Origin of the sequence: Candidatus Nitrosotalea sp. TS (assembly GCF_011319465.1) — an archaeon.
Lineage (GTDB): Archaea > Thermoproteota > Nitrososphaeria > Nitrososphaerales > Nitrosopumilaceae > Nitrosotalea.
The window spans coordinates 110,989-134,650 of sequence record NZ_RCMB01000009.1; the positions used below are offsets into that span (position 1 = coordinate 110,989).

The 23,662-nt window shown below is 40.1% G+C and carries 25 protein-coding genes, 3 tRNA genes and 2 pseudogenes; 7 read left to right on the top strand and 23 right to left on the bottom strand.

All coding sequences use genetic code 11. The annotated features are described in order from the left end of the window. Nucleotides 1-39: 39 nt before the first annotated feature. A complete protein-coding gene (locus DYY67_RS04685) occupies nucleotides 40-678 on the bottom strand; it encodes a TenA family transcriptional regulator (RefSeq protein WP_166391173.1) in 639 nt (212 codons plus the stop codon). Between the two features lie 84 nt (nucleotides 679-762). On the opposite strand from DYY67_RS04685, the gene DYY67_RS04690 reads away from it, so the two are divergent. Next, nucleotides 763-853 (top strand) — tRNA-Glu (locus DYY67_RS04690). Nucleotides 854-906: 53 nt separating this feature from the next. Further along, complete coding sequence (locus DYY67_RS04695; protein ID WP_166391175.1) at nucleotides 907-1,758, top strand: polyprenyl synthetase family protein; 852 nt, start codon at nucleotides 907-909, stop codon at nucleotides 1,756-1,758. On the opposite strand, the pseudogene DYY67_RS04700 reads toward DYY67_RS04695, so the two are convergent. The 12 genes and pseudogenes from DYY67_RS04700 to DYY67_RS04750 all read right to left on the bottom strand — a co-directional run bounded on the left by DYY67_RS04700 (nucleotide 1,748) and on the right by DYY67_RS04750 (nucleotide 12,169). Next, a pseudogene (locus DYY67_RS04700) lies at nucleotides 1,748-3,238 on the bottom strand (NADH-quinone oxidoreductase subunit N). The gene DYY67_RS04695 and the pseudogene DYY67_RS04700 overlap by 11 nt on opposite strands. Nucleotides 3,239-3,248: 10 nt before the next feature. After that, nucleotides 3,249-5,326: pseudogene (locus tag DYY67_RS04705) on the bottom strand (NADH-quinone oxidoreductase subunit 5 family protein). Nucleotides 5,327-5,381: 55 nt separating this feature from the next. After that, complete coding sequence (locus DYY67_RS10775; RefSeq protein WP_255492816.1) at nucleotides 5,382-6,359, bottom strand: complex I subunit 4 family protein; 978 nt, start codon at nucleotides 6,357-6,359, stop codon at nucleotides 5,382-5,384. Next, nucleotides 6,337-6,891, bottom strand: a complete 555-nt coding sequence (locus tag DYY67_RS10780) for a hypothetical protein (protein WP_255492817.1) — start codon at nucleotides 6,889-6,891, stop codon at nucleotides 6,337-6,339. Before DYY67_RS10780 ends, DYY67_RS10775 begins: the two co-directional genes overlap by 23 nt. Further along, a complete protein-coding gene (nuoK, locus tag DYY67_RS04715) occupies nucleotides 6,891-7,196 on the bottom strand; it encodes an NADH-quinone oxidoreductase subunit NuoK (protein WP_166391177.1) in 306 nt (101 codons plus the stop codon). The genes DYY67_RS10780 and nuoK overlap by 1 nt, the downstream gene beginning before the upstream one ends. After that, complete coding sequence (locus DYY67_RS04720) at nucleotides 7,177-7,689, bottom strand: NADH-quinone oxidoreductase subunit J family protein (protein WP_166391263.1); 513 nt, start codon at nucleotides 7,687-7,689, stop codon at nucleotides 7,177-7,179. The genes nuoK and DYY67_RS04720 overlap by 20 nt, the downstream gene beginning before the upstream one ends. Next, a complete protein-coding gene (locus tag DYY67_RS04725) occupies nucleotides 7,682-8,179 on the bottom strand; it encodes an NADH-quinone oxidoreductase subunit I (protein WP_166391179.1) in 498 nt (165 codons plus the stop codon). The genes DYY67_RS04720 and DYY67_RS04725 overlap by 8 nt, the downstream gene beginning before the upstream one ends. Continuing rightward, nucleotides 8,176-9,480: an NADH-quinone oxidoreductase subunit NuoH gene (gene nuoH, locus DYY67_RS04730; protein ID WP_166391181.1), complete on the bottom strand. Its 1,305-nt coding sequence runs from the start codon at nucleotides 9,478-9,480 to the stop codon at nucleotides 8,176-8,178. The genes DYY67_RS04725 and nuoH overlap by 4 nt, the downstream gene beginning before the upstream one ends. Then, the gene (locus tag DYY67_RS04735) at nucleotides 9,481-10,614 is read right to left on the bottom strand and encodes an NADH-quinone oxidoreductase subunit D (protein ID WP_166391183.1); all 1,134 of its coding nucleotides are present in this window, start codon (nucleotides 10,612-10,614) and stop codon (nucleotides 9,481-9,483) included. 1 nt (nucleotide 10,615) lies between these two features. After that, on the bottom strand, nucleotides 10,616-11,263 hold the full coding sequence (locus DYY67_RS04740) for an NADH-quinone oxidoreductase subunit C (protein ID WP_166391185.1): 648 nt from the start codon (nucleotides 11,261-11,263) through the stop codon (nucleotides 10,616-10,618). Between the two features lie 2 nt (nucleotides 11,264-11,265). Next, nucleotides 11,266-11,793 carry an NADH-quinone oxidoreductase subunit B gene (locus DYY67_RS04745; protein ID WP_166391187.1) on the bottom strand — a complete coding sequence of 176 codons (528 nt, stop codon included), beginning with the start codon at nucleotides 11,791-11,793 and terminating at the stop codon, nucleotides 11,266-11,268. Nucleotides 11,794-11,836: 43 nt separating this feature from the next. After that, on the bottom strand, nucleotides 11,837-12,169 hold the full coding sequence (locus tag DYY67_RS04750) for an NADH-quinone oxidoreductase subunit A (protein WP_166391265.1): 333 nt from the start codon (nucleotides 12,167-12,169) through the stop codon (nucleotides 11,837-11,839). A 245-nt stretch (nucleotides 12,170-12,414) separates the two neighbouring features. Between DYY67_RS04750 and DYY67_RS04755 the strand changes: the two genes are divergently transcribed. Next, a complete protein-coding gene (locus DYY67_RS04755; RefSeq protein ID WP_166391189.1) occupies nucleotides 12,415-12,885 on the top strand; it encodes a redoxin domain-containing protein in 471 nt (156 codons plus the stop codon). 36 nt (nucleotides 12,886-12,921) lie between these two features. On the opposite strand, the gene DYY67_RS04760 is transcribed toward DYY67_RS04755, so the two are convergent. The 6 genes from DYY67_RS04760 to DYY67_RS04790 form a co-directional block, all read right to left on the bottom strand. Continuing rightward, nucleotides 12,922-13,434, bottom strand: coding sequence for an acetyl-CoA carboxylase biotin carboxyl carrier protein subunit (locus tag DYY67_RS04760; protein ID WP_166391191.1), 513 nt, complete (start codon nucleotides 13,432-13,434; stop codon nucleotides 12,922-12,924). A 2-nt stretch (nucleotides 13,435-13,436) separates the two neighbouring features. Then, nucleotides 13,437-14,930: an acetyl-CoA carboxylase biotin carboxylase subunit gene (locus DYY67_RS04765; protein WP_166391193.1), complete on the bottom strand. Its 1,494-nt coding sequence runs from the start codon at nucleotides 14,928-14,930 to the stop codon at nucleotides 13,437-13,439. Nucleotides 14,931-14,937: 7 nt separating this feature from the next. After that, entirely contained in the window at nucleotides 14,938-16,485 is a 1,548-nt protein-coding gene (locus DYY67_RS04770; RefSeq protein WP_166391195.1) for an acyl-CoA carboxylase subunit beta, read from the bottom strand. 36 nt (nucleotides 16,486-16,521) lie between these two features. Next, nucleotides 16,522-16,794 (bottom strand): hypothetical protein, encoded by a 273-nt coding sequence (locus tag DYY67_RS04775; protein ID WP_166391197.1) that lies wholly within the window; start codon nucleotides 16,792-16,794, stop codon nucleotides 16,522-16,524. A gap of 383 nt (nucleotides 16,795-17,177) precedes the next feature. After that, nucleotides 17,178-18,338: an AAA family ATPase gene (locus DYY67_RS04785; protein ID WP_166391267.1), complete on the bottom strand. Its 1,161-nt coding sequence runs from the start codon at nucleotides 18,336-18,338 to the stop codon at nucleotides 17,178-17,180. A 9-nt stretch (nucleotides 18,339-18,347) separates the two neighbouring features. After that, the gene (locus tag DYY67_RS04790) at nucleotides 18,348-19,466 is read right to left on the bottom strand and encodes a hypothetical protein (protein ID WP_166391201.1); all 1,119 of its coding nucleotides are present in this window, start codon (nucleotides 19,464-19,466) and stop codon (nucleotides 18,348-18,350) included. Between the two features lie 86 nt (nucleotides 19,467-19,552). Here DYY67_RS04790 and DYY67_RS04795 point away from each other — a divergent pair, with 86 nt between their 5' ends. Further along, nucleotides 19,553-20,089, top strand: a complete 537-nt coding sequence (locus DYY67_RS04795; protein WP_320415970.1) for an inositol monophosphatase family protein — start codon at nucleotides 19,553-19,555, stop codon at nucleotides 20,087-20,089. Further along, a complete protein-coding gene (locus DYY67_RS11555; RefSeq protein WP_320415971.1) occupies nucleotides 20,025-20,360 on the top strand; it encodes an inositol monophosphatase family protein in 336 nt (111 codons plus the stop codon). Before DYY67_RS04795 ends, DYY67_RS11555 begins: the two co-directional genes overlap by 65 nt. 47 nt (nucleotides 20,361-20,407) lie before the next feature. On the opposite strand, the gene DYY67_RS04800 is transcribed toward DYY67_RS11555, so the two are convergent. Next, a tRNA-Asp gene (locus tag DYY67_RS04800) sits at nucleotides 20,408-20,515 on the bottom strand. 97 nt (nucleotides 20,516-20,612) lie between these two features. Here DYY67_RS04800 and DYY67_RS04805 point away from each other — a divergent pair. Both DYY67_RS04805 and DYY67_RS04810 read left to right on the top strand, forming a co-directional pair. Continuing rightward, a tRNA-Lys gene (locus DYY67_RS04805) sits at nucleotides 20,613-20,686 on the top strand. A gap of 238 nt (nucleotides 20,687-20,924) precedes the next feature. After that, entirely contained in the window at nucleotides 20,925-21,845 is a 921-nt protein-coding gene (locus tag DYY67_RS04810; protein WP_166391203.1) for a hypothetical protein, read from the top strand. A gap of 138 nt (nucleotides 21,846-21,983) precedes the next feature. Here DYY67_RS04810 and DYY67_RS04815 read toward each other — a convergent pair whose 3' ends face one another. The 3 genes from DYY67_RS04815 to DYY67_RS04825 all read right to left on the bottom strand — a co-directional run bounded on the left by DYY67_RS04815 (nucleotide 21,984) and on the right by DYY67_RS04825 (nucleotide 23,561). Further along, the gene (locus DYY67_RS04815; protein ID WP_166391205.1) at nucleotides 21,984-22,268 is read right to left on the bottom strand and encodes an urea transporter; all 285 of its coding nucleotides are present in this window, start codon (nucleotides 22,266-22,268) and stop codon (nucleotides 21,984-21,986) included. After that, on the bottom strand, nucleotides 22,249-23,091 hold the full coding sequence (locus DYY67_RS04820; RefSeq protein ID WP_166391207.1) for an urea transporter: 843 nt from the start codon (nucleotides 23,089-23,091) through the stop codon (nucleotides 22,249-22,251). The genes DYY67_RS04815 and DYY67_RS04820 overlap by 20 nt, the downstream gene beginning before the upstream one ends. 260 nt (nucleotides 23,092-23,351) lie before the next feature. Next, nucleotides 23,352-23,561, bottom strand: coding sequence for a hypothetical protein (locus tag DYY67_RS04825; RefSeq protein WP_166391209.1), 210 nt, complete (start codon nucleotides 23,559-23,561; stop codon nucleotides 23,352-23,354). Nucleotides 23,562-23,662 lie beyond the last annotated feature (101 nt).

The window sequence follows — 23,662 nt, forward strand, 5'->3', positions numbered from 1 at the left end:
GACAGAACAATTTGATATGTGATATAAAATGGTATAGAGTTAACAGTATGCTTGATGGCAGCTGTCCAGTAAGAGATTCTGAGCTTCCATTGATTTGCCGGCAGTTTGAACTAGATCATCTTCCTTGGATGCTGGTGTGTTTTCGAGTACTTTTCTCCACAGTGCAGCGTGTCTAATATCAGCCTCAGTGTGAAGTCTAAAGTATTCGATTGCATCATCGTCTGCGATACCATAGAATTTCCTCAAACCATCAATCTTTGAGAGACTGATCTTTGGAATTTCTTGCTCTAGAGCATACATTGCGGCTGCACCTTCTTCAAAGGAAGTCATCAATGCAGACATGTTAGATATTGCCTGTCTTGTTTTATCAAGACCGGCATAATTTTGCATTTCTTCACGTGAGACACCCAAGGAGCCTGCAAATTTTGTCCAAGGTTCAATATGCTCATATTCTTCATTTTGGTTTGCTGAGATTTTTCCTCGTAGATCAGACGGGCTATTTTCCATTATTGCACCAACAAAAGAAGGAACTGATTTTACTAACTGAAAGTATTCTTTGGAATAACCACTAAGAGATTCAAGCGATAATTGTCCCTCATTCCACATCACATAGAATTTGTGTTTTAGGAGACTTTGTTCTTCAATGATTTTATCAATTCTTTGAATAAGCGTGCTCATGCGATTTATCAAAATTCAGTACTAAAAAAATCTTTTGAATGACTCCAAAAGGATTTTATGGATAAGAAACAGGATTCAGGTCGGGCTCCAGTGGTGTAGACCGGTCAAGCATGGGGGACTTTCAATCCTCCGACCCGGGTTCAAATTCTATTTGATGAAAATCCCGGCTGGAGCACCTACAAAAGCATTAATATTCTTACCATTCCCTACGCACGCTAGTGCAATTTTTTGGATAGAAAAAACTTTGAGATCAATCCTTTAATCAAAGACTACAAAAACTATATTGATTCAATAAATCAAGCACTTAAAAAAGAACTGGAACTTTATTCCGCTTCAGAATTTTTCGAACCCCTGCAATATGCACTTGAGGGAGGAAAAAGAATAAGACCGATCATTCTTGTCTTGGCTGCTGAAAGTGTTGGCAAGTGTAACGAACATGCTTTCATTGCAGCTTGCGCAGTTGAACTATTACACACCGAGTCTGTAATTCACGACGATATAATCGATAATGAGATTCTAAGAAGGCGAAAGGATCCATTTCACATCAAGTATGGATATAACACGAGTATAATGACTGGCGATTTTGTTCTGGGATTAATCTTGAACATATCCTCACGTCTTGACAATTCACGAATAGCAAGAGAACTTGCCAACACTGCCATGATGATGAGTGATGGCGAGATGATAGAAACAAGGCTAGAGACAAGCGAGGATATCACCTTTGATGACTATCTCAAAGTAATCGAATACAAGACAGCTACCGCATTTGAGGCAGCAACAAAGATTGGCGCCATCCTAGGCGGAGGCAATGAAGAACAAATCATGGCATTTGCGGAATACGGTAAGAACATGGGAATTGCCTACCAGATTCGCGACGATTTACAGGATTGGAATAACGAAGACAAGCTATTCAATACATTGATTAAGAAAAGCTCAGACCCGCGTAATGTTTTTGATCATATGGACATGTTGCTAACCAATTATTCAAAGAAAGCAAAGATAGCACTTCGAAAAATGGATGACGGTCCTGCAAGAAGAAGACTTGAGAGTCTGCTAGATCTTACTATGCTTAATGTATAGTAGGAAGACTTGTAAGAACTGGTACAGCTGATTTTGCAAGTGCAATGAACGGACCTGGATACACTCCAATTCCAACCATGAAGATTATTGAAAATATCATGACAGCTATTATGGATCTTGGTTCTTTCACTCTCTTTTCAGATTCGCCTTCTTCAAAGTACATCTTTCGTATTATCCAACCATAGTATGCAAGAGATAGTGCACTGTTCAACACTCCTGCGACAGCCAAGTATGGTGCCCATGGTATTGATGTACCAGCATTTATCGCAGCTCCGAAACAACATGAGCTTACTCCAAAATCCATTGAGTGGTGGAACTCCTGCTAAAGCTAAAAGGGATATGACTAGACCAAGCGAAGTAATTGGCATTCGTTTTCCAAGTCCGCGAAGCTTGTCAATGTGAGTGACAGATAGTGTTACGGCTATTCCCTGCCACAGCTATGAACGCCGCAGCTTTCATGACAGCGTGGTTTAGAATATGGAATAGTGCAGCTGCAATACCAATTGCAGTAAATGGAGCAATGCTCAAGCCAATCAGAATGTATCCAGCATGACCGATGCTAGAGTATGCAAGCATTCTTGAGATGCTTTTCTGCCTAATAGCTGCCAGGTTTCCCCAAGTCATAGTGACTATGGCTATTACAGCAAGGGCAAGAGACCAGTTGAAGATTAAGGGCTATTGCACCCATTACTATTACACGTAGAGCCGCAGCAAAGCCAGCTTTTTTCGTTCCTGCTGCAAGCAATGCAGCGATTGTTGGCGGCGACCCTTCATACGTATCTGGAAGCCACATGTGGAAAGGTACAAGACCGATTTTGAATCCAAATCCTGCTATGAACATTCCAACTGCCAGTATGGCCAAGGGTAACAGGTCTGGGCTTAGATGCGAAAATCCATTTATCACTTGTTCGATATTGGTTGAACCCGTAAGACCGTATGCTATTGATATTCCCCAGAGAATTATTCCTGAAGATAGTGCACCAAACAAAAAGTATTTGATAGCTGCTTCATTTGAGGTTGGATCCTTTTTGTGAAACCCAGCCAAGACATAAGTTGGAATGCTCATCAATTCCCAAGCAACAAATAACATTACTAGATCAGTCGAATATGCAATCAACACCATTCCTATTGACGATAATACTATCAGGGAATAGTAGACAGCTGGATTCCCTTTTCCTTTCATGTAATTGAATGAACCAACTGTTGTCATTATGCCGACTATCAACATTGCAATTGCAAAGAAAGATCCAAACATGTCGTTTGCAAGTACGTCCTTTGAGAAAATTGCTGCAGGTGTAACATGGTGTGAAATTATTTGATATACAACAAATGCAATTGCAGCAGCTAACGCACCAAATGCAATTCCGCCATAAAGTGAATCGTTTTTCTCTTTTCTTACTACGCTAATTACTGGAATGAGTACGCCGACAGCTCCTAGCATCAGAGTTAGAATTATTGGGGTTGAGGTAAAGTCCATCATATTTTTTCACCTAAATGAATAACAGTAACACTACTATCAATATGCCAGCACCAAATACATACAAGTAAGATTGAGAAATTCCTGTTTGTGTAGATTGTAATATTCTTGCACCACCAGCCATAGTTTTTTCAGGCACCAAGTTGAACCCTTCCATTACCCTCTCTTCAAAGTATCGATAGACTCCTCTTGCAAGATACAGTGGTCCTACAACAAATGTCCAGTTGATCAATGCGTCAAGATACCACCTGTTGAGGAAAAACTTGTGTATCGCGTAAAAGACAATATTTGAATTTACAAATTTTGCAGGATCTGCAAATTTTCCGATATAGAAGATGTATCCTAGCACAAATCCAATTGCAAATGCTGAGAGAGAGGCAACTAGCGCAATTGGGTTGACACCCTCTAGGAATCCTCCAAGTAGTTGTGAGGAGCCAGTAGCAACTGCTCCGGCTTGAGACTGGATTCCAAATGCTGACGATAGATATGCTGTGAAAATGTCATGTATTTTGTGTTCAAATGCCAAGCCCAGAACACCAACTCCAATTGTAAGAGCTGCTAGAATTCCATATGGAATCCACATTACTGGACTTGCTTCGTGAATATGTCCTTCCTTCTCCAAGTGCTCTACGTGTTTGCTCTTGTTACCAAAGAAGACCATTCCAATCATCCTAGTGGTGTAGAATGTTGTGATAGCTGCAGTTACTACTGCGATGATAAATATTGGCAAAGCCCAAGTGCTACCCGATTGATATACAGCTCCGAAGATGGCATCTTTGCTCCAGAAACCTGTTGTGATAAACGGAGCACCCATCAATCCAAGTCCTGCAGGCCCACATGAAGATGTATGTCTTTGACATGATCCTTCTGGAGTCCTCCCATGTCGGTCATGAATCTAGACCCAACTATATGCAATAACGATCCTGCTGCCATGAACAAGGAAGCTTTGAACATTGCATGGGAAATAAGATGGAAGAACCCTGCAGTATAACCATCAACAAATTGCCTTGAAAGTCCAGCTATGCCAAGGGCCATCATCATGTAACCAATTTGCGAGCCTGTTGAATATGCAAGTACTTTCTTTATTTCAGTTTGAACCATTCCTTGAGTAGCTAATAGGAATGCAGTGATTGCTCCAACCCATGCCACTACCTCGAAGAATTGATCCATGTTGATACCAACTGCAGCCAAGGCAAAGAAGAGTGGGCCTAATCTTGCTACCAAGAATACACCTGCCTTTACCATTGTAGCCGCATGAATGAGTGCAGAGACTGGAGTAGGGCCAGTCATTGCCTCAAGTAACCATTCGTTTAGTGGGAATTGCGCTGATTTTCCTATAGCTCCTCCAAATAGCAAAATTGCAGCTGGAATCAGCAGATTTTGAGCAGACATTGCAGTTGCCCAGCTTGTGTTTGTCGCCAGTTCTTTGAATCCAAAAGTTCCTGCAAATGCAAAGATTAGAAACATTCCAGCTAACATCATGATATCTCCAACTTTTGTCATGATGAATGCCTTAATTCCTGCTTGAGTAGGAGAATAATAGTCAAGCAAGCCAAGGACTGTACGTCCTTCTACTCCAACGTGATCCTTCTTTTTGTCCCTATACCAAAATCCTACTAGTGCGTATGATGCAAGACCTACACCCTCCCAACCAAAGAAGAGTTGCAGGAAATTATCAGATAATACAATTAGTTGCATAGAGCCAATGAAGAAAGACATCCAGAAGAAGAACCTCATGATGTCCTTGTCGCCTTTCATGTAACCCGTGCTGTATATGAAAATCAGAAATGATATCCATGCAACTACGTTGGCCATGATTGCAGCCAGCGGGTCGGCCAAGATACCAGCTTTTAGTCCAATTGATGATATCCATGGAATTTGATTATGAATTTCTTGATTGTGTAATGCAACTGGAATGAGTGTTGCAGCTGAAACAGCACTGGCCAGAGCAAATGCTACTGCCACATATCCTGGAGATTTTTTCGAGACTTTAGCTACTGCAGGGATTATCAATGCGCCAACAAATGGCAATATCCAAATTGCCCATACGTTTAACGCGCTAGCACCAAGACCAAGAGAACTAAAATCCATGCCCTATACTCCCACCAGTCCTTTCATGAAAGGAATTATTTGATTGAAAAATATATCAGGGATCAATTCCAATAACAACTGTAAATCCTGCTAACATCATCATTGGGCCTGTTACATACCAGTTTGCTTCTTTAGTATTTTCAAGATGTACTGGAAGTTTTCCAAGGAAGACTCTTTTTATCATCCACAAAGAATACGCCATGGTAATGACAGTCGCAACTAATCCAAGTCCAAATGAGATCATCCTAATTGTAGATCCCTCTTGAATTGCTGTCTGTAACGCGCCATTGAACATTGTCCATTCTGCCATGAATCCACTCGTTGGTGGAATTCCCACTATAGTAAGTACACCAATCATTGCACAAGTTGCAGTGATGGGCATTTTTGATGCAAGTCCACCCATCTTTGTAATGCTTCTGGTACCAACTTGAAGAATAATTGCGCCAACCATCATGAAGAGAATCACTTTGCCAATACTGTGTGACACAAACAACATTTCAGAGCCAGAAAGCCCCAAGGCCGAGGCAGAACCTATTCCAAATAGAATATACCCCATTTGACTAATACTTGAATAAGCAAAGAATTTTTTAATGTCATCTTGTACTAGCGCCATTATACCGCCGTAGATCATGGTTCCAACACCCCACAGATTCAAGAACAAAGCAAAATGAGCATACTCACCTGGTATGAGCATTATTATCAGTCTGAAGAAACCGTAAGCGCCAACACCTAGCATCGCTCCAGATGATAGTGCGTTAAGTGGAGTAGGAGCCGCTTTATACGTATGTGGTAACCACATGTGTACAACAAATGCAGCCATCTTTACACCAAGTCCCACAATTATTGCCACAGCAGCAAGTGCCAAAAGATGATGCGGTATCGCACTTGCATGAATGTCAGCATAGTTGAAACTGCCTGCACCAAACCCTATTGTAAGAAAACCAAGAAGTAGAATTACTGCCCCAACATGAGTCCAGAAGAAGAATAGTAGAGCAACTCTTCTTTTTGCTTCATAGCCCCAGAGTGCAATCATAAAGAATCCCTGGAATCAGCATAACCTCAAAGAAGACGTAAAATTCTATCAGATTTGTTGCAAGTACAGAGCCCAGCATGCCCATGGCCATGACAAGAAGAAGCGCATAGTAAACGCCGATCTGATGATTCACATAACTTTTCAGCGATGATGATTCTACCATTGCAGTTGGTCCATCACCAACTACTTGTTTTTGAGCATGCATCTTTTCTTCATATTGTGCGGTCAGCTTTGCAACCATGTATGGCTTTGAAAACAGAACCACCACTGTGGAAATTACATAGATCATGATTGCAAATGGCGATGACAGACCATCTAATACCAGCCCAAATTCTCCAAATTGTTGTGTCCAGGTATAATGTTCTTCATAGGTACCTGCCAATGATGCTAGTGCAATTATTGCAGTGCAATAAGCCAATATTCCAAAACTAAACCATGTTGCAGCATTTGGTCCTGATTTCTTTCCAAGGTAATATGCTACTGGAGACAGTAATAGTGGCAGAAAGATTGCCTGAAGTAGAACAAACTGCATTATCCTTTCAAGCTCCTAAAGTCTTCGATATCAATATTCTTGTACATTCTATATGCCACAATAACTAGTGCAAGTCCGACTGCAACTTCAGCCGCTGCAATTGCTATGGAAAAGAGTGCCAGAGTTTGGCCTTGGCTGTTTGGAATGAATCTTGCAAATGCTACCAAATTCAGATTTGCAGAGTTGATTATCATTTCTACTCCAAATAACATTCGGATTGCATTTCGCTTCACTGCCATTCCATAAATTCCAATGGCCAAAAGGGCCACAGAAACTAGAACAAAGTCAATTAACCCGTTGGTCATTTGTTATATCCTCCCTTCTTGCCAAAGTCAAAGCACCAACAACTGATGCAGCCAAAACCAGCGCCATAACTATGAGTGCTGGCGAATAATATGTAAGAAAGTCTTGACCTATTTGCTTGTAATCTACTGATGGAGAGTTTGTTTCCATCGATTTCATACCAGAGCCAATAATTATCATACCAATACCTAACATCAACGCAAGCATGAGTCCAATTCCTGCGTATCTTCTTCGCTTGTCCTCAATCTTGTTGAATATCAATTCGCGTCTTACTAACATCACAGTGAACAAAATTAGTACTGCAACAGAGCCTACGTAAACAGAGAGTTGAAACATTGCTACAAAAGGCGCATCAAGCAGCAAGAAAAATCCAGCTATGCCAGACAATGTTATCATGAGTGCTATAGAACCATAAATCAGTGAGCGAATCTCAAGTGCTACAATAGCACTGCCAATTGTTAAAACAGAGAGAGCAAGAAATACAGCATCAACCATGTGTTGCACCCCTGTCATCTATTTTTATTTCCACATCCTGTGAGATCTTCGGCTTGATTGCAAGCTGGGCAGGGGTGTAAATCAAGGCAGACTTGGTAAAGGAAGAAAGCTCGTAATCGTTTGTCATGTATAATGCATAGAACGGACATGCATCAACACATAGGCCACAGAATACGCATTTGCCATAATCTATCTGTGGCATTATTGCCTTTTTGTTTTGTTTCCATGTCTCATTTACCTTGACCATACCAATGGCCTCTGCGATTCCTTCACATGCCACGGCACAAAGCTGACAACCGGTACAGTGTTCGTGGTACAGTATGTGCCTACCTCGCAGCCCGGCTATTCCTACTCCAGTCTCGGGATTAAATTGAAAACCGTCACCTACAAATTTTAGCTTCTGCTCAGGATAGCGTAGCGTAAATCTCCTAATTGCAAGGTGTTTTACACCTGAATTTAGTGCTCTTATAATTCCGCCAGCAGTACTCATTGAATCAATCCTCCGGGCCCCAAGACACCTGCGTATAACAATCCAAGAGCTATAAAGATGTTAATGAAGGCAAGACCGATCAATTTGTACCAACCAGTATGCAGCAACATGTCTATCCTAATTCTTGGAAATACACCACGTGGCAATAGAATCATAAGAATTACTCCAACAGTTTTTATTACAAACCACAAGGTTCCGTTGAGCATCTCTTGATCAAAGAGAGGAAGACCTGCTATCTTTGCCGTTATTGGTCCTATAGTGATTCCTTGAGTCACTATATCTGCTGGAAATTGTGGCCAAACCGAAGGTCCATTCCATCCACCAAGGAATAAGACGGTAAACAGTCCGGCAAACGCATATAGCTTCAGGTAGGTTCCAAGCTGAATAAGTCCATACATCATGCCTGAGAATTCAGTTAACCATCCTGCTACTATCTCACTTTCTGCTTCTGGAAGATCAAATGGCACTCTTTCAAGCTCAGCAATTATGCAAATGAAGAAGACAATAGCACTGATTGGTGCAAAGATAATCCACCAGAAATGTTGCTGAGACTCGACAATTTGTGTAAGATTAAGCGTTCCTGTTAGAATGACAATGCTGAGCAAAGAAAGAATCAACGGGATTTCAAATGCAATCATTTGGTGCAGCGCTCTGAGGCCACCAATGAACGTCCACTTGTTATTTGCAGCCCAAGCGGTAAGAACTGTGATTATTGGAAAGAATCCAATTGTAGCAAAAACTGCAAGCAATCCAACATTTGGATTTGCAACAACCCATCCACCAGGTGCAACTGGAATTAATGATACAAGAGCGGCTGCAGTGCCAAGAAATAGCAGTGGTCCAACCCAGAAGATTGGTTTGTCTGCCTTGGCTGGAATTATGATTTCCTTTGATATCAATTTCAGGCCGTCGCCCATCAGCTGAAGTATTCCTTCTATTTTACCGCAATAAAGAGGTCCAACCCTAAGCTGTATTTTGGCTAGGAATTTTCGCTCGACGAATATGGTAGCTGCTGCAAGAAGTGCCGCAAATCCAAATCCTGGAAACGCAATGACGTGAAAGAATGTTGTGTGAAGCAGTGTCTTGATTATAGGCAACGTACGCGAGGGATCTGCCATCCATGTCAGGGCAAGATATGGCGTCAGTAATTGATGATTAATAATTGGCATCTTGATGTAAAATAATATGATGAAGACAACTGGAAGTCCAATAAGAGAGAACAGCAGTAGAACCCAGAATATTATATCAAATAGCGAACCAATGAATCTGCTTAGCCTAAACTGTGGTGCAATTGTTGACATTTACCTATCTGCCTCCACAGGCCAATAATTAAGTCCCCAGTAAACAGATGGCATGTTACCCAATAGCTCACCTTTTAACAAGTATGGCATGCAAATCAGATTTCTAAAGGAACCGACACTAATCTTAACTCGGTATGGTTCTGGTCTGTTGTTTGATACAATGTAATATCCAAGTGAGCCCCTGCCAGATTCTACTCTTTTGTACACTTCATCATTTCCGCCTTTTGGATTTGGTTTTAGTTTAGTGCGTACAGATCCTGACTTGGGCATCTTTCTTATTGCATCTCTAATGATTCTGCAACTTTCAAACATCTCAAGATATGGAATGTAAGATCTTGCGTAAGAGTCACCTTCCTTCATTACTACAGTTTGGAAATCCAAATTTTCATAGACATCATATGGTTCCTTCTTTCGTAAATCAAAGTCCACGCCGGAGGCTCTCAGAACAGAACCAGTGGTGCCAAGTCTTATCGCATCAGTTCTTGACAGTATACCAGTTCCTTCCGTTCTGCTTATCAGAAGTGGATTTTTGTAAAATATAGCTTGATACTCTTTTAGTCTCTTTTCAAAATAGTCTACTTGTCTGAGACATCTTTCCTCAAAGTTAGCAGGCAAGTCATTTCGCACTCCACCTGGTACAAGATATGCATGAGTTACCCGTGCACCAGACATTGCCTCCAAAAGATCAATGAATAATTCACGATCTCCTGCTGGCCACATGAACATTGTAGAGTGACCCAAGAAGATGCCATAGATTGCAAGCCAGTAAAGTGTATAGATGCACCTGTTAAGCTCAGATGCGATAACTCGAATGTACTTTGCTCTCTCTGGAACTTCAATTCCCAGAAGCTCCTCAACAGCTAGACAATACGGATACAAAACGTTGCATGAATCATGAATTACAGGTCTTTCCAAGTGTGGAATGTTTTGAATGTAGTTTCTGTACTCTGCCATTTTTTCTTCACCACGATGGACGTATCCTGGGTCTGGATCACATGAAACAATGTAATCTCCGTCTACTTTTATGATAAGTCTCATGTGGCCTGAACCTGGATGTTGCGGTCCAACGTTGAGCGTCATTATTCTATCATCTACTTTTTCAAGTTGAATTCCTGGAGGTAGTGGTGTTGTCATCTTATCTTCCCTTTATCTTGAAATCTTTTCTAAATGGAGGAATGTCTGCCCAGTCCTCCGGTAAAAGTAGTCTTCTATTATCTGGATGACCTTCAAAGTATACACCAAACATTTCAAAGCATTCTCTTTCATGGAATTCAACGCTGTAAAAAACCTCTCTCAATGATGTCATCCGTGTACTATCTTTTCCGGGATTTGGAATTTCTTCTCGCGGCACACGAGTAGCAAGTGTTAGAATCTGAGTAGCCAGTTTGTCATCGGTATAAGACCCCAGATGATATACGACTTCAATTTCTTTTGAATCAGGATAATCTACACCAGCAACTGATTCAGCGTGGTCATATCCTAATTCATCGCGAATAAAAAAGGCCACATCTAAGATATCCTCTTTTTTTGTAGAGACTCGAATTCTGCTTGCTCTTACATAGTCTACATTTACTTTAGAACCAAATTTTGAAGCAATTTTATCGGAAATAGATTTTTCAAATGGAGGAATTGGTTTTGGGCGAACGGGAGAATCAGGAGAGAAATCGATGCCTTTTTCTTCATAAAATTTTTTTGTTTCGTCTTTTGATAAAGACCCAGCATCTTCAGAAGATGTCGCCGCAGTATCACTGGATTGTTCGTCCTTTTCGTTCTCTGAGCTCATTTTTATGCGCCCTTCATCCGTTTAATTTTTTCTTGAAGCAACATACATCCTTGAATAAGAGTTTCAGGTCTTGGTGGACAGCCCGGAACATAGACATCTACTGGAAGTACGCCGTCAATTCCAGGAAGCACGTTGTATGAATCAAAATATAATCCTCCAGTAATTGCACATGCCCCCATAGCTATTACGTACTTTGGATCTGGCATTTGATCATAAACCATTCTTAGTCTTGGCGCCATCTTTCTTGTAATAGTGCCCATTACCACGATTAGATCACATTGTCTGAGAGAACCAAATGCCTCGATAATTCCGAATCTTTCTACATCATATCTAGGACTTGAGGCGGCACCAAATTCTACACTACAACATGCAGTCTCAAGATGCACAGGCCACAACGACCAGATTCTACCCCAGTTTATAGCATAATCCAAAGGTTTGCCAACAGCCTTTACAAGTACTTCACCTAGTTTTCCAACTAGTACATTAGTGGCGTGTGGCGCGGTTTCTTGATTAAAGAATTCTTTTAGCATCTCTCTTTCCTACCTCGGACTCGTTCAATATTTGATTTAAAAGTTACCAAATGTTTTTCCTCCCTGCTTGATTCAGAGCGTAGCCAAAAGCTGCAAACATTATCCCAAGAAAAGCAATAATTGGAAGAGTTGCCGTTTTTGGCAAACCTATGATACTGCTACCCCAGGCATATAGAAAAATAGACATCACGTCAAAGACAACAAACATCAGGACATAGGAATAATACTGCATCATGAAATGTGTACGTCCTTCTTCTTTTGGAACTTGACCTGATTCCATAGGAAGGAATTTCACTGGACTTGGTGTTTTTCTAGGTGCAATCATTCTAGAAAGAATCAGAGCCGGCCCTGTTGCTACGACTGCAAATCCGAACATTAGTAAAACTGGACTAAAACTACTCGCAGCTTCTCCTACCAAAGTAGCTAACAAGCCAATCGGAGAGTATAAAAAGCTATGCACATTCTGCGATCATTATTTTAATTTGAAAGTAATTTTTCATCAATTTTCTGCAAAGTAATCAATAATCTCTATTAATTAATTGGATAAAATTTTTTAAAAAAATTAATCGTACATTTGAATTCTTGAAAATGATTGATATATGACATTGTGGAACTCTTCTTATGGTAAACGTTGGAGACAAAGCACCATCTTTTACCTTGGTAGACACAGACCTTAAGATGCAAAATCTGGACGACTTTAAAGGAAAGAAAGTAGTTCTTTCATTTTTTGTTGCTGCAAGTTCACCAGTATGCACCAAAGAGATGTGTACCTTCAGAGATAGCTGGGATGAGATCTCAAAACTTGGCGCCCAAGTAATTGGCATAAGCAACGATGGACCGTTTGCCAACAAGGCATTTGCAGAGATACACCATCTCAATTTTCCCGTGCTTGGAGATTACAAAAGCCAGACTATCCGAGATTATGGAATACTAATGCCCGATTTGCTACATGTAAAAGGATACGATGCGGCCAAGAGATCTATCTTCATTGTAGACGAGAAAGGGACTATTGTGTACAAGTGGGTTTCTGATAATCCTCTGATAGAACCAAACTACCAAGAGATAATCGACTTCCTAAAGAAAGGAAAATAATTTCTCCTTAATTTTATTTTCTAATTTTAAAAAACTTTATTCTATTTCTGCAAGAACGTCATTTTTTGCAACTGACGCACCTTGTTTTACTTTTAGAGACTTTATCAGGCCGTCCTTGTGCGATTTAATTGAAACCTGCATCTTCATTGATTCTAAGACACACACTACATCTCCTTTCTTTACATTGTCACCTTGTGATACATTTATCGAAACAACTCTTCCAGGTATTTGGCTTTTCAAGCTCACTTGAGAGTCAGTGGCAGATTCCATGCCAGAGTTTTTGTAAACAATCTTGTCCAAATCAGGACGCTTGTTAAAAGTTAGTTTTACTCCATCTACCACTACGGTAATCTTTGATGTACTAGTTTCCAGATATTTTGTAGTATGAAATGAATTATCTAGCATGAATTCTATCTTGTCATAGCTCATGTCTATGATCTTCAGATTGCGTTCGCTGTTTTTGATTTTTATAATAAATTCGTTGTTTCCAAGCGACTTGACAAATGCGCCCTCCAAAGTTTCATCAGTGTTTTCAAGTTTAAACTTCATTTCTAATTCCTATCCAATTGCGTTTTCCAGCGAATACCGTGTTCTTTGTGTGATTTTACTCTATTTTTTAGAAATTCAGAGTGTATTAGTGTGGCAGCTAGAGCGACTTCAGATTTTTGTGATGCTTCTTTTTTAAGATCACTTTGTAATCTGTCAAGAATCTTGAACCTATCAAGGAAATCAGTGGACAGATCTCCTGAGATGAATTCTTTGCTATCAAGTATAGTCCTATAGAGAGGAATTGCATTTTCCACTCCCTCGATGTAAAAGTCAGAGAGCGCAGTTTGCATTCTTTGTCTTGCCTCTTCAAAGTTTTGTCCCCATGTGATGAGTTTCCCCATCAATGAATCATAATATGGTGATACAGTACAGCCAGGATACAGGTAAGTATCCACCCTAACTCCAGGACCTGATGGAATATTGACATCGTAAATTTTTCCCGTAGATGGAGCAAAGTCAAGAAATGTATCTTCTGCATTTATTCTGCATTCTATTGCACAGCCGTTTACCTTCAGGTCTTTTTGTTTGAATGGCAGTTCTTTTCCATTTGCAATATCAATTTGCAGTTTTACAAGATCAAGTCCCGAAACAAATTCTGTTACTGGGTGTTCAACTTGAAGTCTAGCATTTATCTCTATGAAATAGAATGTGCCATCATCTAGTCTGAGAAATTCTGCAGTGCCTGCATTAAGATAATCCACAGCAATTGTAGCATTTACTGCTAGTTGACCTATTTCGTCACGGATTTTTTGGTCAACCACAGGAGATGGAGACATTTCTATTAATTTCTGGTGACGTCTCTGAATGGAACACTCTCTTTCAAAAATATGCACTGTGTTTCCGTGTTTATCTCTAGCTAATTGAAATTCAATGTGTCTTATTTTTGGCAGAAACTTTTCAACAAAGAGTGCAGACTTGCCAAAGGCAGCTTTTGATTCACCTGATGCAAGTTCAAACGCCTGTCTGAGTTCCTTTTCATCATGTACAAGTCTAATTCCCCTACCTCCACCACCAAATACTGATTTTAGCATAACTGGATATCCTATTTCATGTGCTATGTCGAGAGCTTTTTCTACTTCTTCAACAATTCCCGGACTGCCTGGAACGGTTGGCACTTTGGCTTTTATCATTGCAGCCTTGCACAGCATTTTGTCTCCACAAAGTCTCATAGATTTTCCAGAAGGTCCTATGAAGTTGAGTTTCTTTTTTTCACAGAGATCAGCAAAGTCAGCATTCTCTGAGAGGAATCCATATCCTGGATGAATTGCATCGGCTCCACAGCTTAATGCCGTCTCAACTATCTTTTCCATGTTAAGATAGCTCTGCCCTGGAGGTGGAGGACCTATATGATATGCCTCAGACGCCATCTTGACATGTTTTGAATTTACATCTTCATCTGAATAGACTGCAACTGATTTGATTCCAAGAGCATTGCATGTCTTGATTACACGGATTGCAATTTCTCCCCTATTTGCGATTAGAATTTTTTCGATCATATCCAAGTTAGAGATTTATGTTTCCGTGTTTGCGTGGAATTCTTCTTTCCCTCTTGTTTGCAAGAGCTTCTAAAGCGCGAATAATAGCAGGTCTAGTTTCAGCAGGATCAATCACGGTATCAATAGTACCATACGATGCCGCCACATAGGGATTTGCAAACTTTTCAGTGAAATTATCAACAAGTTGTTTTTTTAGTGCTGCAGGATCCTTTGCGGCCTCAATCTCCTTTCTATTCATAATTCTTACTGCAGCTTCTGAACCCAATACTGCGATTTGAGCTGTTGGCCATGCATAGTTCATATCTGTGCCCAAGTTCTTGCTGCCCATTGCAATGTAAGCGCCTCCGTAGGCTTTTCCAATTATAATAGTGATTTTTGGTACTGTAGCTTCACAGTATGCATACAAGAGTTTGCTTCCATGTCTGATTATACCACCGTGTTCTTGTTGAGTTCCTGGCATGTATCCCGGAGTATCGACAAGAGTGACAATTGGAATGTTGTAGCAATCACAGAGTCTAACAAATCTTGACGCCTTGTTTGATGAATCAATATCTAATGCACCTGCCAATACCATGGGTTGATTTGCCACAATTCCCACAGTTTTTCCATGCAGTCTGCCAAATCCCACAATTACATTTGATGCAAACAATTCATGAATCTCAAAGAACTGGTGATTATCAACAATTGAATGTATGATTTCTTTCATGTCATAAGGCTGTAATGGATTCTCAGGAACTATGTTTATCAAATTATTATCAAGTCTGTTTGGATCATCACCAGTATCTACTACAGGCGGTTCCTCAGTACTGTTTTGAGGCATGTACGACAGTATGGACTTGACAATGTCCATGCATTGATATTCATTTTTGGCAACAAAATGTGAAACGCCACTAATTTTTCCGTGAGACATTGCACCTCCAAGTTCGTCAAATGAAACCTCTTCTCCAAGAACAGTCTTGACTACTTCAGGACCTGTTACAAACATGGTTGCAATCTTGTCTACCATTATAACAAAATCGGTCATTGCAGGAGAATATACTGCTCCGCCAGCAGATGGACCTATACTACAAGTAATTTGAGGAATTACACCAGAGGCAAGTTGATTGCGATAGAATATACTGGCAAATCCATCAAGACTTAGAATTCCTTCCTGGATTCTAGCACCTCCGGAATCTGCTATTCCAATTATTGGACACCCTGCACGTATTGCATGTTCCATGACTTTGGTTATTTTTTTGGCTCCCATCTCGCTTAATGTTCCGCCAAGAACTGTAAAATCATAGGCAAAAAGGAAAACTTTACGACCGTTTATTGTTCCATAGCCGGTCAATACACCATCCCCATAGAATTTTTTGTTTTGCATGTCAAATTCGTAATAATGATGTGTCACAAGAGCATCAATCTCTGTGAAACTACCCTCATCAAGTAAAAGATCTACTCTCTCCCTTGCAGTAAGCTTACCTTTTTCATGCTGAGCTTGAATTCTTTCTTCTCCACCACTCTGTTCTGCTTGTCTCTTTTTCTGCAAAAAATTTTTCAATTTTTCAGAATGCATGTTTCGAATTAGAAGCGACTCTTAACCTATATTAATTTACTCAGGATGGATTTCTCGAATTCCGTCACGGCCACCCTTTGCGTTTCTGAAAACGTTCATTCCGATATGATAGTTTTCCCACAAAGTCTCCAGAACCTGCAACTGTTCAGTTAGTTCTTTTATAGTCTCTTCGTTCCCATTTGGATCGGATTGCAGTTTTCTGGCCTTTTCTTTTGTCTCGGCAAGCAAGTTTTCAAGCCCTACCTCATAGTTTGACTCTCCATGAAATATTGGATCAACTGGAGTAATCTTGGTGGTTCCTTCTGGCATTGATGAGACTCTATTGAGGTTAAATTTTAACTTTTTACTCTTGACTAATCAAAGCACTAGTCGGCAAATTCAGTCTTTTAGATTCAGGATTGGGAAATGGTTTGAAATTGCCTTCTGATAGAGAACAAAGACGTCCTTTCCCTCATGACATTTTTTGCATATACACATCTGCGAGACCTTATTTCTGTCACAGTCATCTGTGAATTCACATTGTAGACATCCTGCAGGTCCTCCACAGATGGCACATTTTAGATCTACAACCTCAGAACACGCCTGATGTTTAACCCCTAAGCCTTTTGCCCACAATGCAACTTCATTTACTTCAATCTTTTTCTTACAAACTATACAAGTCCCTGGGAATTTCATAGGCATTGTACGCCAGCTCATTTTATGATAGCCATCTCCTTTTGGATGATTTCATTTTCGGCATCATTGAGATCCATTGCTAGTGTCTTGTTTTTGATGCACATCAGAAGATATGGAAAATAAAAAGTTGCAAAAGCACTTCTAGATACATGCATGTGTTTTGCCAGCTTTGCTTCAAGTTCCTTTATTGCTTTACCATCCCATCTCAACCGAGTTATTAGAGGCCAAGGTAGATTATATTGCGAATATCTAACAGGGGCATCAATCTTGTAGAGCCTGGCAAGAATTGAATCAAGATATCGTAAAAGTCTCCATTGTTGTTCTCTCATTATTTTTCCATAAAGCATATCAGCTTCTGAGATTACATCCAGCATCTTTTGCATGTCTTCTTTTGAGAGTGGACTTGTTATTACACTTGAATAAAATGCATCTATCTTTTCTCGTGGATCAATCCTTAAAGAATAAAGTATGGCCATTGCTTCCTGAGACGATTTTGCTTTGAAAAATGCGTTTATTGCAGATTCGATATCTGTTGTTTCAAAGGATTTTTCAGTTTGCGGTTCAAATCCAGATACAAGAGCTTGAGAAGAATTTAGAATGGATCGGATATCACCTCTTGAATCAAGAACTAATTTTATCATGGTTCCAATCTTAAGGGAAGCACCTTCCCGTCTCAAAATCTCTTCCAAGTAAAATCGTAAAAGTCTGGGCGGGATGGGTCTCATTCTTATGGTGGTGGTGGCTTTCTTGATGTCCTTCATTTTATCAGAAGTATCAGAATTTGCAGCCAGGATTATTGGCACTGTGGGTTCCTTTAGAATATCTACAAGTGCCCCCACGCCTCCAAAGTCAGATCTGCCATGAATTCCATCCACTTCATCCACAAAAATTATCATTGATTTGCCAAGGACGCCGGTATTTCCCAGAACTGGGTTAAGTATCTCTTGTATGCGTTGTTTATTTCTGACATCACTTGCGTTGAGACTTATCAGATCATACCCAAACTGTTTAGCGCAAAGCATTGCCATTGTGGTCTTTCCAATGCCCGGAGGCCCAACCAAGAGCAGCGGCTTTGTTCCCTTGACCCACTTTGCAATCCACTTGACAAACGACTCCTTTGCTTCTTCATTACCAATCATTTCAAGAAGATTTTTTGGCCTATATTTTTCAGACCACATCATTTTCTATCACTTGGGTAGTTTAGAATCAAATTCTGACCAAAGTTTCTGTTTTTGTAGTTGATTAAACCAGAACGAGTTGTAATGTTCCACAGTAAGAAATAGGAATTCAAGAAAGTCCCTATGCGAAAAGTTTTCAGGCAAGAGTTCCAAAGCCAGCCTTGCTTCACTTAGATACAGTTCGCTCTTTTTCATTGTAAATTCAAACCCTTTTTGCACATCATTTGTCAGGATTGTATAATAGAGCGGCCAAGAAGGAATTTTTACAAATTTGTTCTTTATCGAGTCTTCAATCTCGTTGCCACATCCCACCGATTCAGCTGCTTTTGCCATACCCAGATAGAAAATTTCGCCCAGAGGAAGTCGTGCAAGTGTCATGTTCTTTCCTGCAGTACCCATGACTGCTCTGTATTTTTTATAACATTCAATCATGGCCTCCTCGGTGATCCCCTTTGGTTTCATTTTCAGTTTAAAATCTACATACTGACCTATTCTTGCATCTTTGAATCCTCGTTCAAATTCTTCCAATACCTCTGGCCCTCCGCTTCCAATCTTAGTTCTGGCAAGTTGCAGAATGTATGGGTTCATTAGCTTGTAATCATCAAGATATTCCACGTCCTCATCCTTGTCCATTATCCTGTCCATTGGCTCGCTTAGATCTATTGCAATAATGTGACCATCTATGATGTCAGTCTTCTTTTTGGCGTCATTTGCATCACCGAAATACTGCGATGAGGCGTCATACAGAGCACTAAAAACTGGAAATGTCATTTTAACAAAGTTTGAATTAAGAATTCGAGTGACCCTATCAAACAGGGTATCATAGTCTTCAAGCCTTTTTTTGACCGAATCTATTTGGGATTTCTCCAAAGTTATCTCACTTGAACCTACTTCAGCGGCAAATTTTTCTTGAGTTTCGTTAGGAGTGTTATCAGATTTTATTTGTTTTAATAGATCTTCTGCAAATCTCTTTGTAAATTTTGGAAGTTCATCCTCTGCTTCCTTTTTGTATTTATCAAATTGCCTATAGCCCTTACTTTTGAATAACGCTTGTTTTACTATGTCCTTACCTGGTTTTGTTGACATCAAAGCCTCTTTGCTAAAAATAGATTCGTCTTTGCCGCTCACATATTGGCACAACTTCTTTTGCTATTTATGCATTGAGATGTTTTCTTGATTACTTGAAATAAATTAGGATCGGAGATGAAAAATCTGTGGAAAAAATTGAGATTTTAGAGCAAGCTGCAAAGAGAGTTTATGAGAATGTCAAGCATCTTCCTGGAACAGAAGAGTCGGCGGGAGATTTTGGCAGAGGGGCTGGAGGAGACATATCGCGACGAATAGACATAGTAGCAGAGAAAACAGTTTTGGATTATCTAAAGGAGGTTAATTTTCCATGCATAGTTCTTGGCGAAGAATGCGGCAAGGTTGAACTTTCAAAAAATCCTGAAGGCTTCATAATAATGGATGCGGTAGATGGATCTACAAATGCAGTAAGGGGTATTCCCTTTTCGTGTTGCTCCCTTGCATTTGCCACAAAGGATACGCTTAGCTCTGTTACCGATGCAGTAATCATTGACTTGTACACTGGAGATATGTATTCTGCATCAATGGGTAAAGGATCTTTTATGAATGGAAAAAAAATTACGGTCCACAAGAAAAAACCGCTTTACTTTGTGGTAGGAGTTGATTTGTCTGGAATATCTCCAAGCTTCCCTGCAGAAACTGTCACCTATCATTTCAGCATCTAACCACATTAGACATTTTGGTGCTGTTGCACTAGAGCTTGCAATATTTGCTAGCGGTCGAGTAGACCTATTTGTAGATCTCAGAGAAAAGCTGCGAGTCACAGATGTTGCTGCTGGATACCTTATCGCATTAGAGGCCGGAGGAGTCATAGTTGATAAAAATGCAAATCCACTTGATTCTGGTCTTGGTTATGATCAAAGAATTTCTTTTATCGCAGCAGCAAGCCAGGAAATTCTCAATGAAACTCTTGAGAAATTGAATCTGCCAAACTGACTCTAACAGAACATTCATGCACAGTTTTGAGCATAAAAAAGTGTAAGCGCCCTTGGCGGGATTTGAACTCGCGTCGAGGCCGTGACAGGGCCCCATTCTAGACCGGGCTATACAAGGATTGGATTTTACCCCAAGCCTCTCTATACTACAAGGGCGTTGAAATATTGTGGACAAAAATCTGAGTTTAAAGCTTTCTTTTCATCTAAAAATTTTGTAAAAGACTAAATTATACACGACTATGACCTTTCGCGTGGGTTCGTAGCTCAGCCAGGTAGAGTACCGGACTTTTAATCCGGCTGTCCGGGGTCCGAATCCCCGCGAACCCGCTCTTACATATAGTTCAAACAGGTCGCTTTCCGAACCCATTTTTCTCCAAAACTGCTTTTTCAGATGGTAGAGTTATAACAAGTCTCCAACCTTTTGACATCATTTCTTCAACTCGATCAAGTCTTGTTATGATCTGAGATGGTTGACTCTGGGTGTACGCACTAGAATCTTTTTCTACATTTGCTCAAATTGTATGCATTACACGTCTTTTATCAAAAATGCAATACCTATGGAAAGTTGATAGGAAAACTAATCGTCTTTGGAATAATAGCAGCTGCAGCGATAGTTTTTCTACCAAATCTGCTAAAAGACAGCTCTCACAATTCTACACTTGAAACCATCAAACAAAGTATTGACCAACCAGGTCACGTCCAAGGAAACGTTACAAATTCCATTGCAAATGGCACCCTGCTTAGAAATTCTAATACCAATTCAGGAAATGCTGGCAACTCAAATTTAGCAGACTCAAATGTGACTCAGCCTCCGCAGCAAAACCTAATCAAGCAGGCATATACAGGTCAGGTATTTGAGAAGACAAACGGTATATGCCAAGTCTCGGTTCCGGGCATGGCAGAAACAATCAACGGTCACACCGAGATTACTCATGTAATTGAGGTCCCAAACTGTAACCTTCAGGTAAACCAGCCAGTCCAGGTGATATCAACAACGCCAGAGCAAAATAACACCCAGTCACCTGGCCAAGGAAACACAGTTCAAATCGTCCCATACTCGAATTCAAATAATGACGGTAGCGCAAGTTCACAGACCGCCTCATCCACAAACTCATCGCCAACCTCGCCTACAAATTCTGATAATAATGACGGTTCCAGCGGCCAAACATCTGATCCTACTATGCCTCCATACTTCCAGACGGTCCAGCTAAACGCGGTAAACCAAGGAACAAACGTTTTGTTTTCATATGACGACACTACTGACAAGACCATCCAGGTTACTATAACCATGAAAAATGACGAGAGAGTTCTCTTTTCTGGAACCCTTTACTCATCACAATTTCATACCGAAGTAAACGACATTCCAGATACTCCGCATATAATAGAAATGACCATTCAAAATTCAGTCTATGGAACACTACATGCATCAGCCTATGCACCACCCAATATCCAAAATTCAACGATATCTGGAATATTTACAAATTAAGTAACCAAGAAGATAAACAGGTAAACCTTAATAATTTACAATCAAAGGCCAGATCAATTTAAGAATTATCCTAAAATGCATAAGGTCTTCTAAAATATGTGCCACAGTAGACGCCGGCTAAATTTTCAAAATAGAAATTTACGGTCGAACCCAGCCAACACCCGCAGGTATGTGTTGAAATCCGTAAACTGCAAACAAGAAGAACCAAGTTGTAAAGACAAACGGTCCCGTCAAAGCTGGTAACCCCCACTTGCCAAAGAAGTTTTGCATGAAATACATCACAAACGTACACATCACAGTTGCAAGCGTTCCGTAAAGAAATGTTATCCATGACAAGGGAAGAAAGCTTGTAATTGCAATCATTACAAGGACTTGGTTAAAACCATGCAGACCAATTCTTGTTTCAGAAGTGGGTATCTTCAAGAAGAATTGACATAGCTGTTCCAATCCCCGAACCCCACAGTGCCATAAGCCCTGCAAGATAATATGGATTGGATGAGCCGGCATATCCATTTGACCACCAGTGGGTTGGATTTCCAGTAAGCATCGGTGCAAGCTCAAATGATAGTGTAAGTCCAACAACCCAGAAAACTCCAGTCTTCCAGTTTTCAACAAATGTTATTTGGGAAACTCCCTTCAACGTAGATTTCATAAATTCTAGTATAGTCCATTTAAATTTGGGTTCAGACACTTCTGGCACTTCTAACTTTACATTATCTTCTCCATAATGGTGCATCTTGTAAGTTTGTCCTACCTGTTTGAGGCCTACGTCATGGCCAAATCTTTGTGCCGCAAGCATAAGAAACCATGTTGTGAATATAAAAGATGAAGTAAAGCCAGGTATCGCAGTTCCATTGCCTCCTAGAACAAAGAAATCTCCCATTATGTGAGTTTGAGCCATCCAAAACACAGCGGTCGCAGCTGCAGCAAAGATGGAATACCAAAATGTTGCCCTTTTGGTCTTAGAAAATGGACCAGACCAAAATGCCATTCCTGAAAGTATGGAGTTGTAACCAAAGAGGCCAAATGTAACTAGCTTATAATCTGCACCAAGGATTATTGCCATGCCAGCACCTACCAGTCCAGACAGGGCCATCATAATACCTGCTTTTCTTGAGGCTATCAAGACACCAGATAAAATTAGTATTCCTGTTATTGGTGAACTGAATAGAGGAATTTCAGATATTCCGTTAAACAATATGTAAAAGAAGTCAACTATCGGGTTGCCGGTACTAAAAGTTGTCAATAATAAAAGTGCTTACGAGTTACTTTTATGAATTTATAATACATCAACTAACTTTTGTCTTTTAGTATTAACGTATAATTTGCTTTCATAAAGTTATTTTAGTTCGTAGAACATATTTAACAAATATAGGTTCTCCTCTAAAAGTTGTTAATCTATGGAGCCATATCATAATTTGACTAAGAATTACCATTATCCCAAAATTGTAAATTTCATCTAATAGTTTTCACTGCAAACTCCCTCTAAAAAGAAGGGAATTCTAACTAATGCAGATGTAATTCTGGGAACTCTGCTTGTTTTATTCCCAGGTCATTCTGAAGGGTTCTTATTTTTTTGGCATATTCTGACATTCTGGCGTGATCACTTTGCACTTTGGCAATTTTGTATCCTCGCCATGCCTTCTTCAATGCCCCCCACGTCTGACCTGCAGTGTAGTTAGGTTTGTCGGTTTGTGGCTGTACGAATTGGTACATACTTGCATCTCATTGTAGAAAGTTGTTATCTATAGCCATGTGAAGTAAAATCAATGAAAAAGTCAAGAATGCTCCATTAAAATCACGTCTTTATGTGTCAT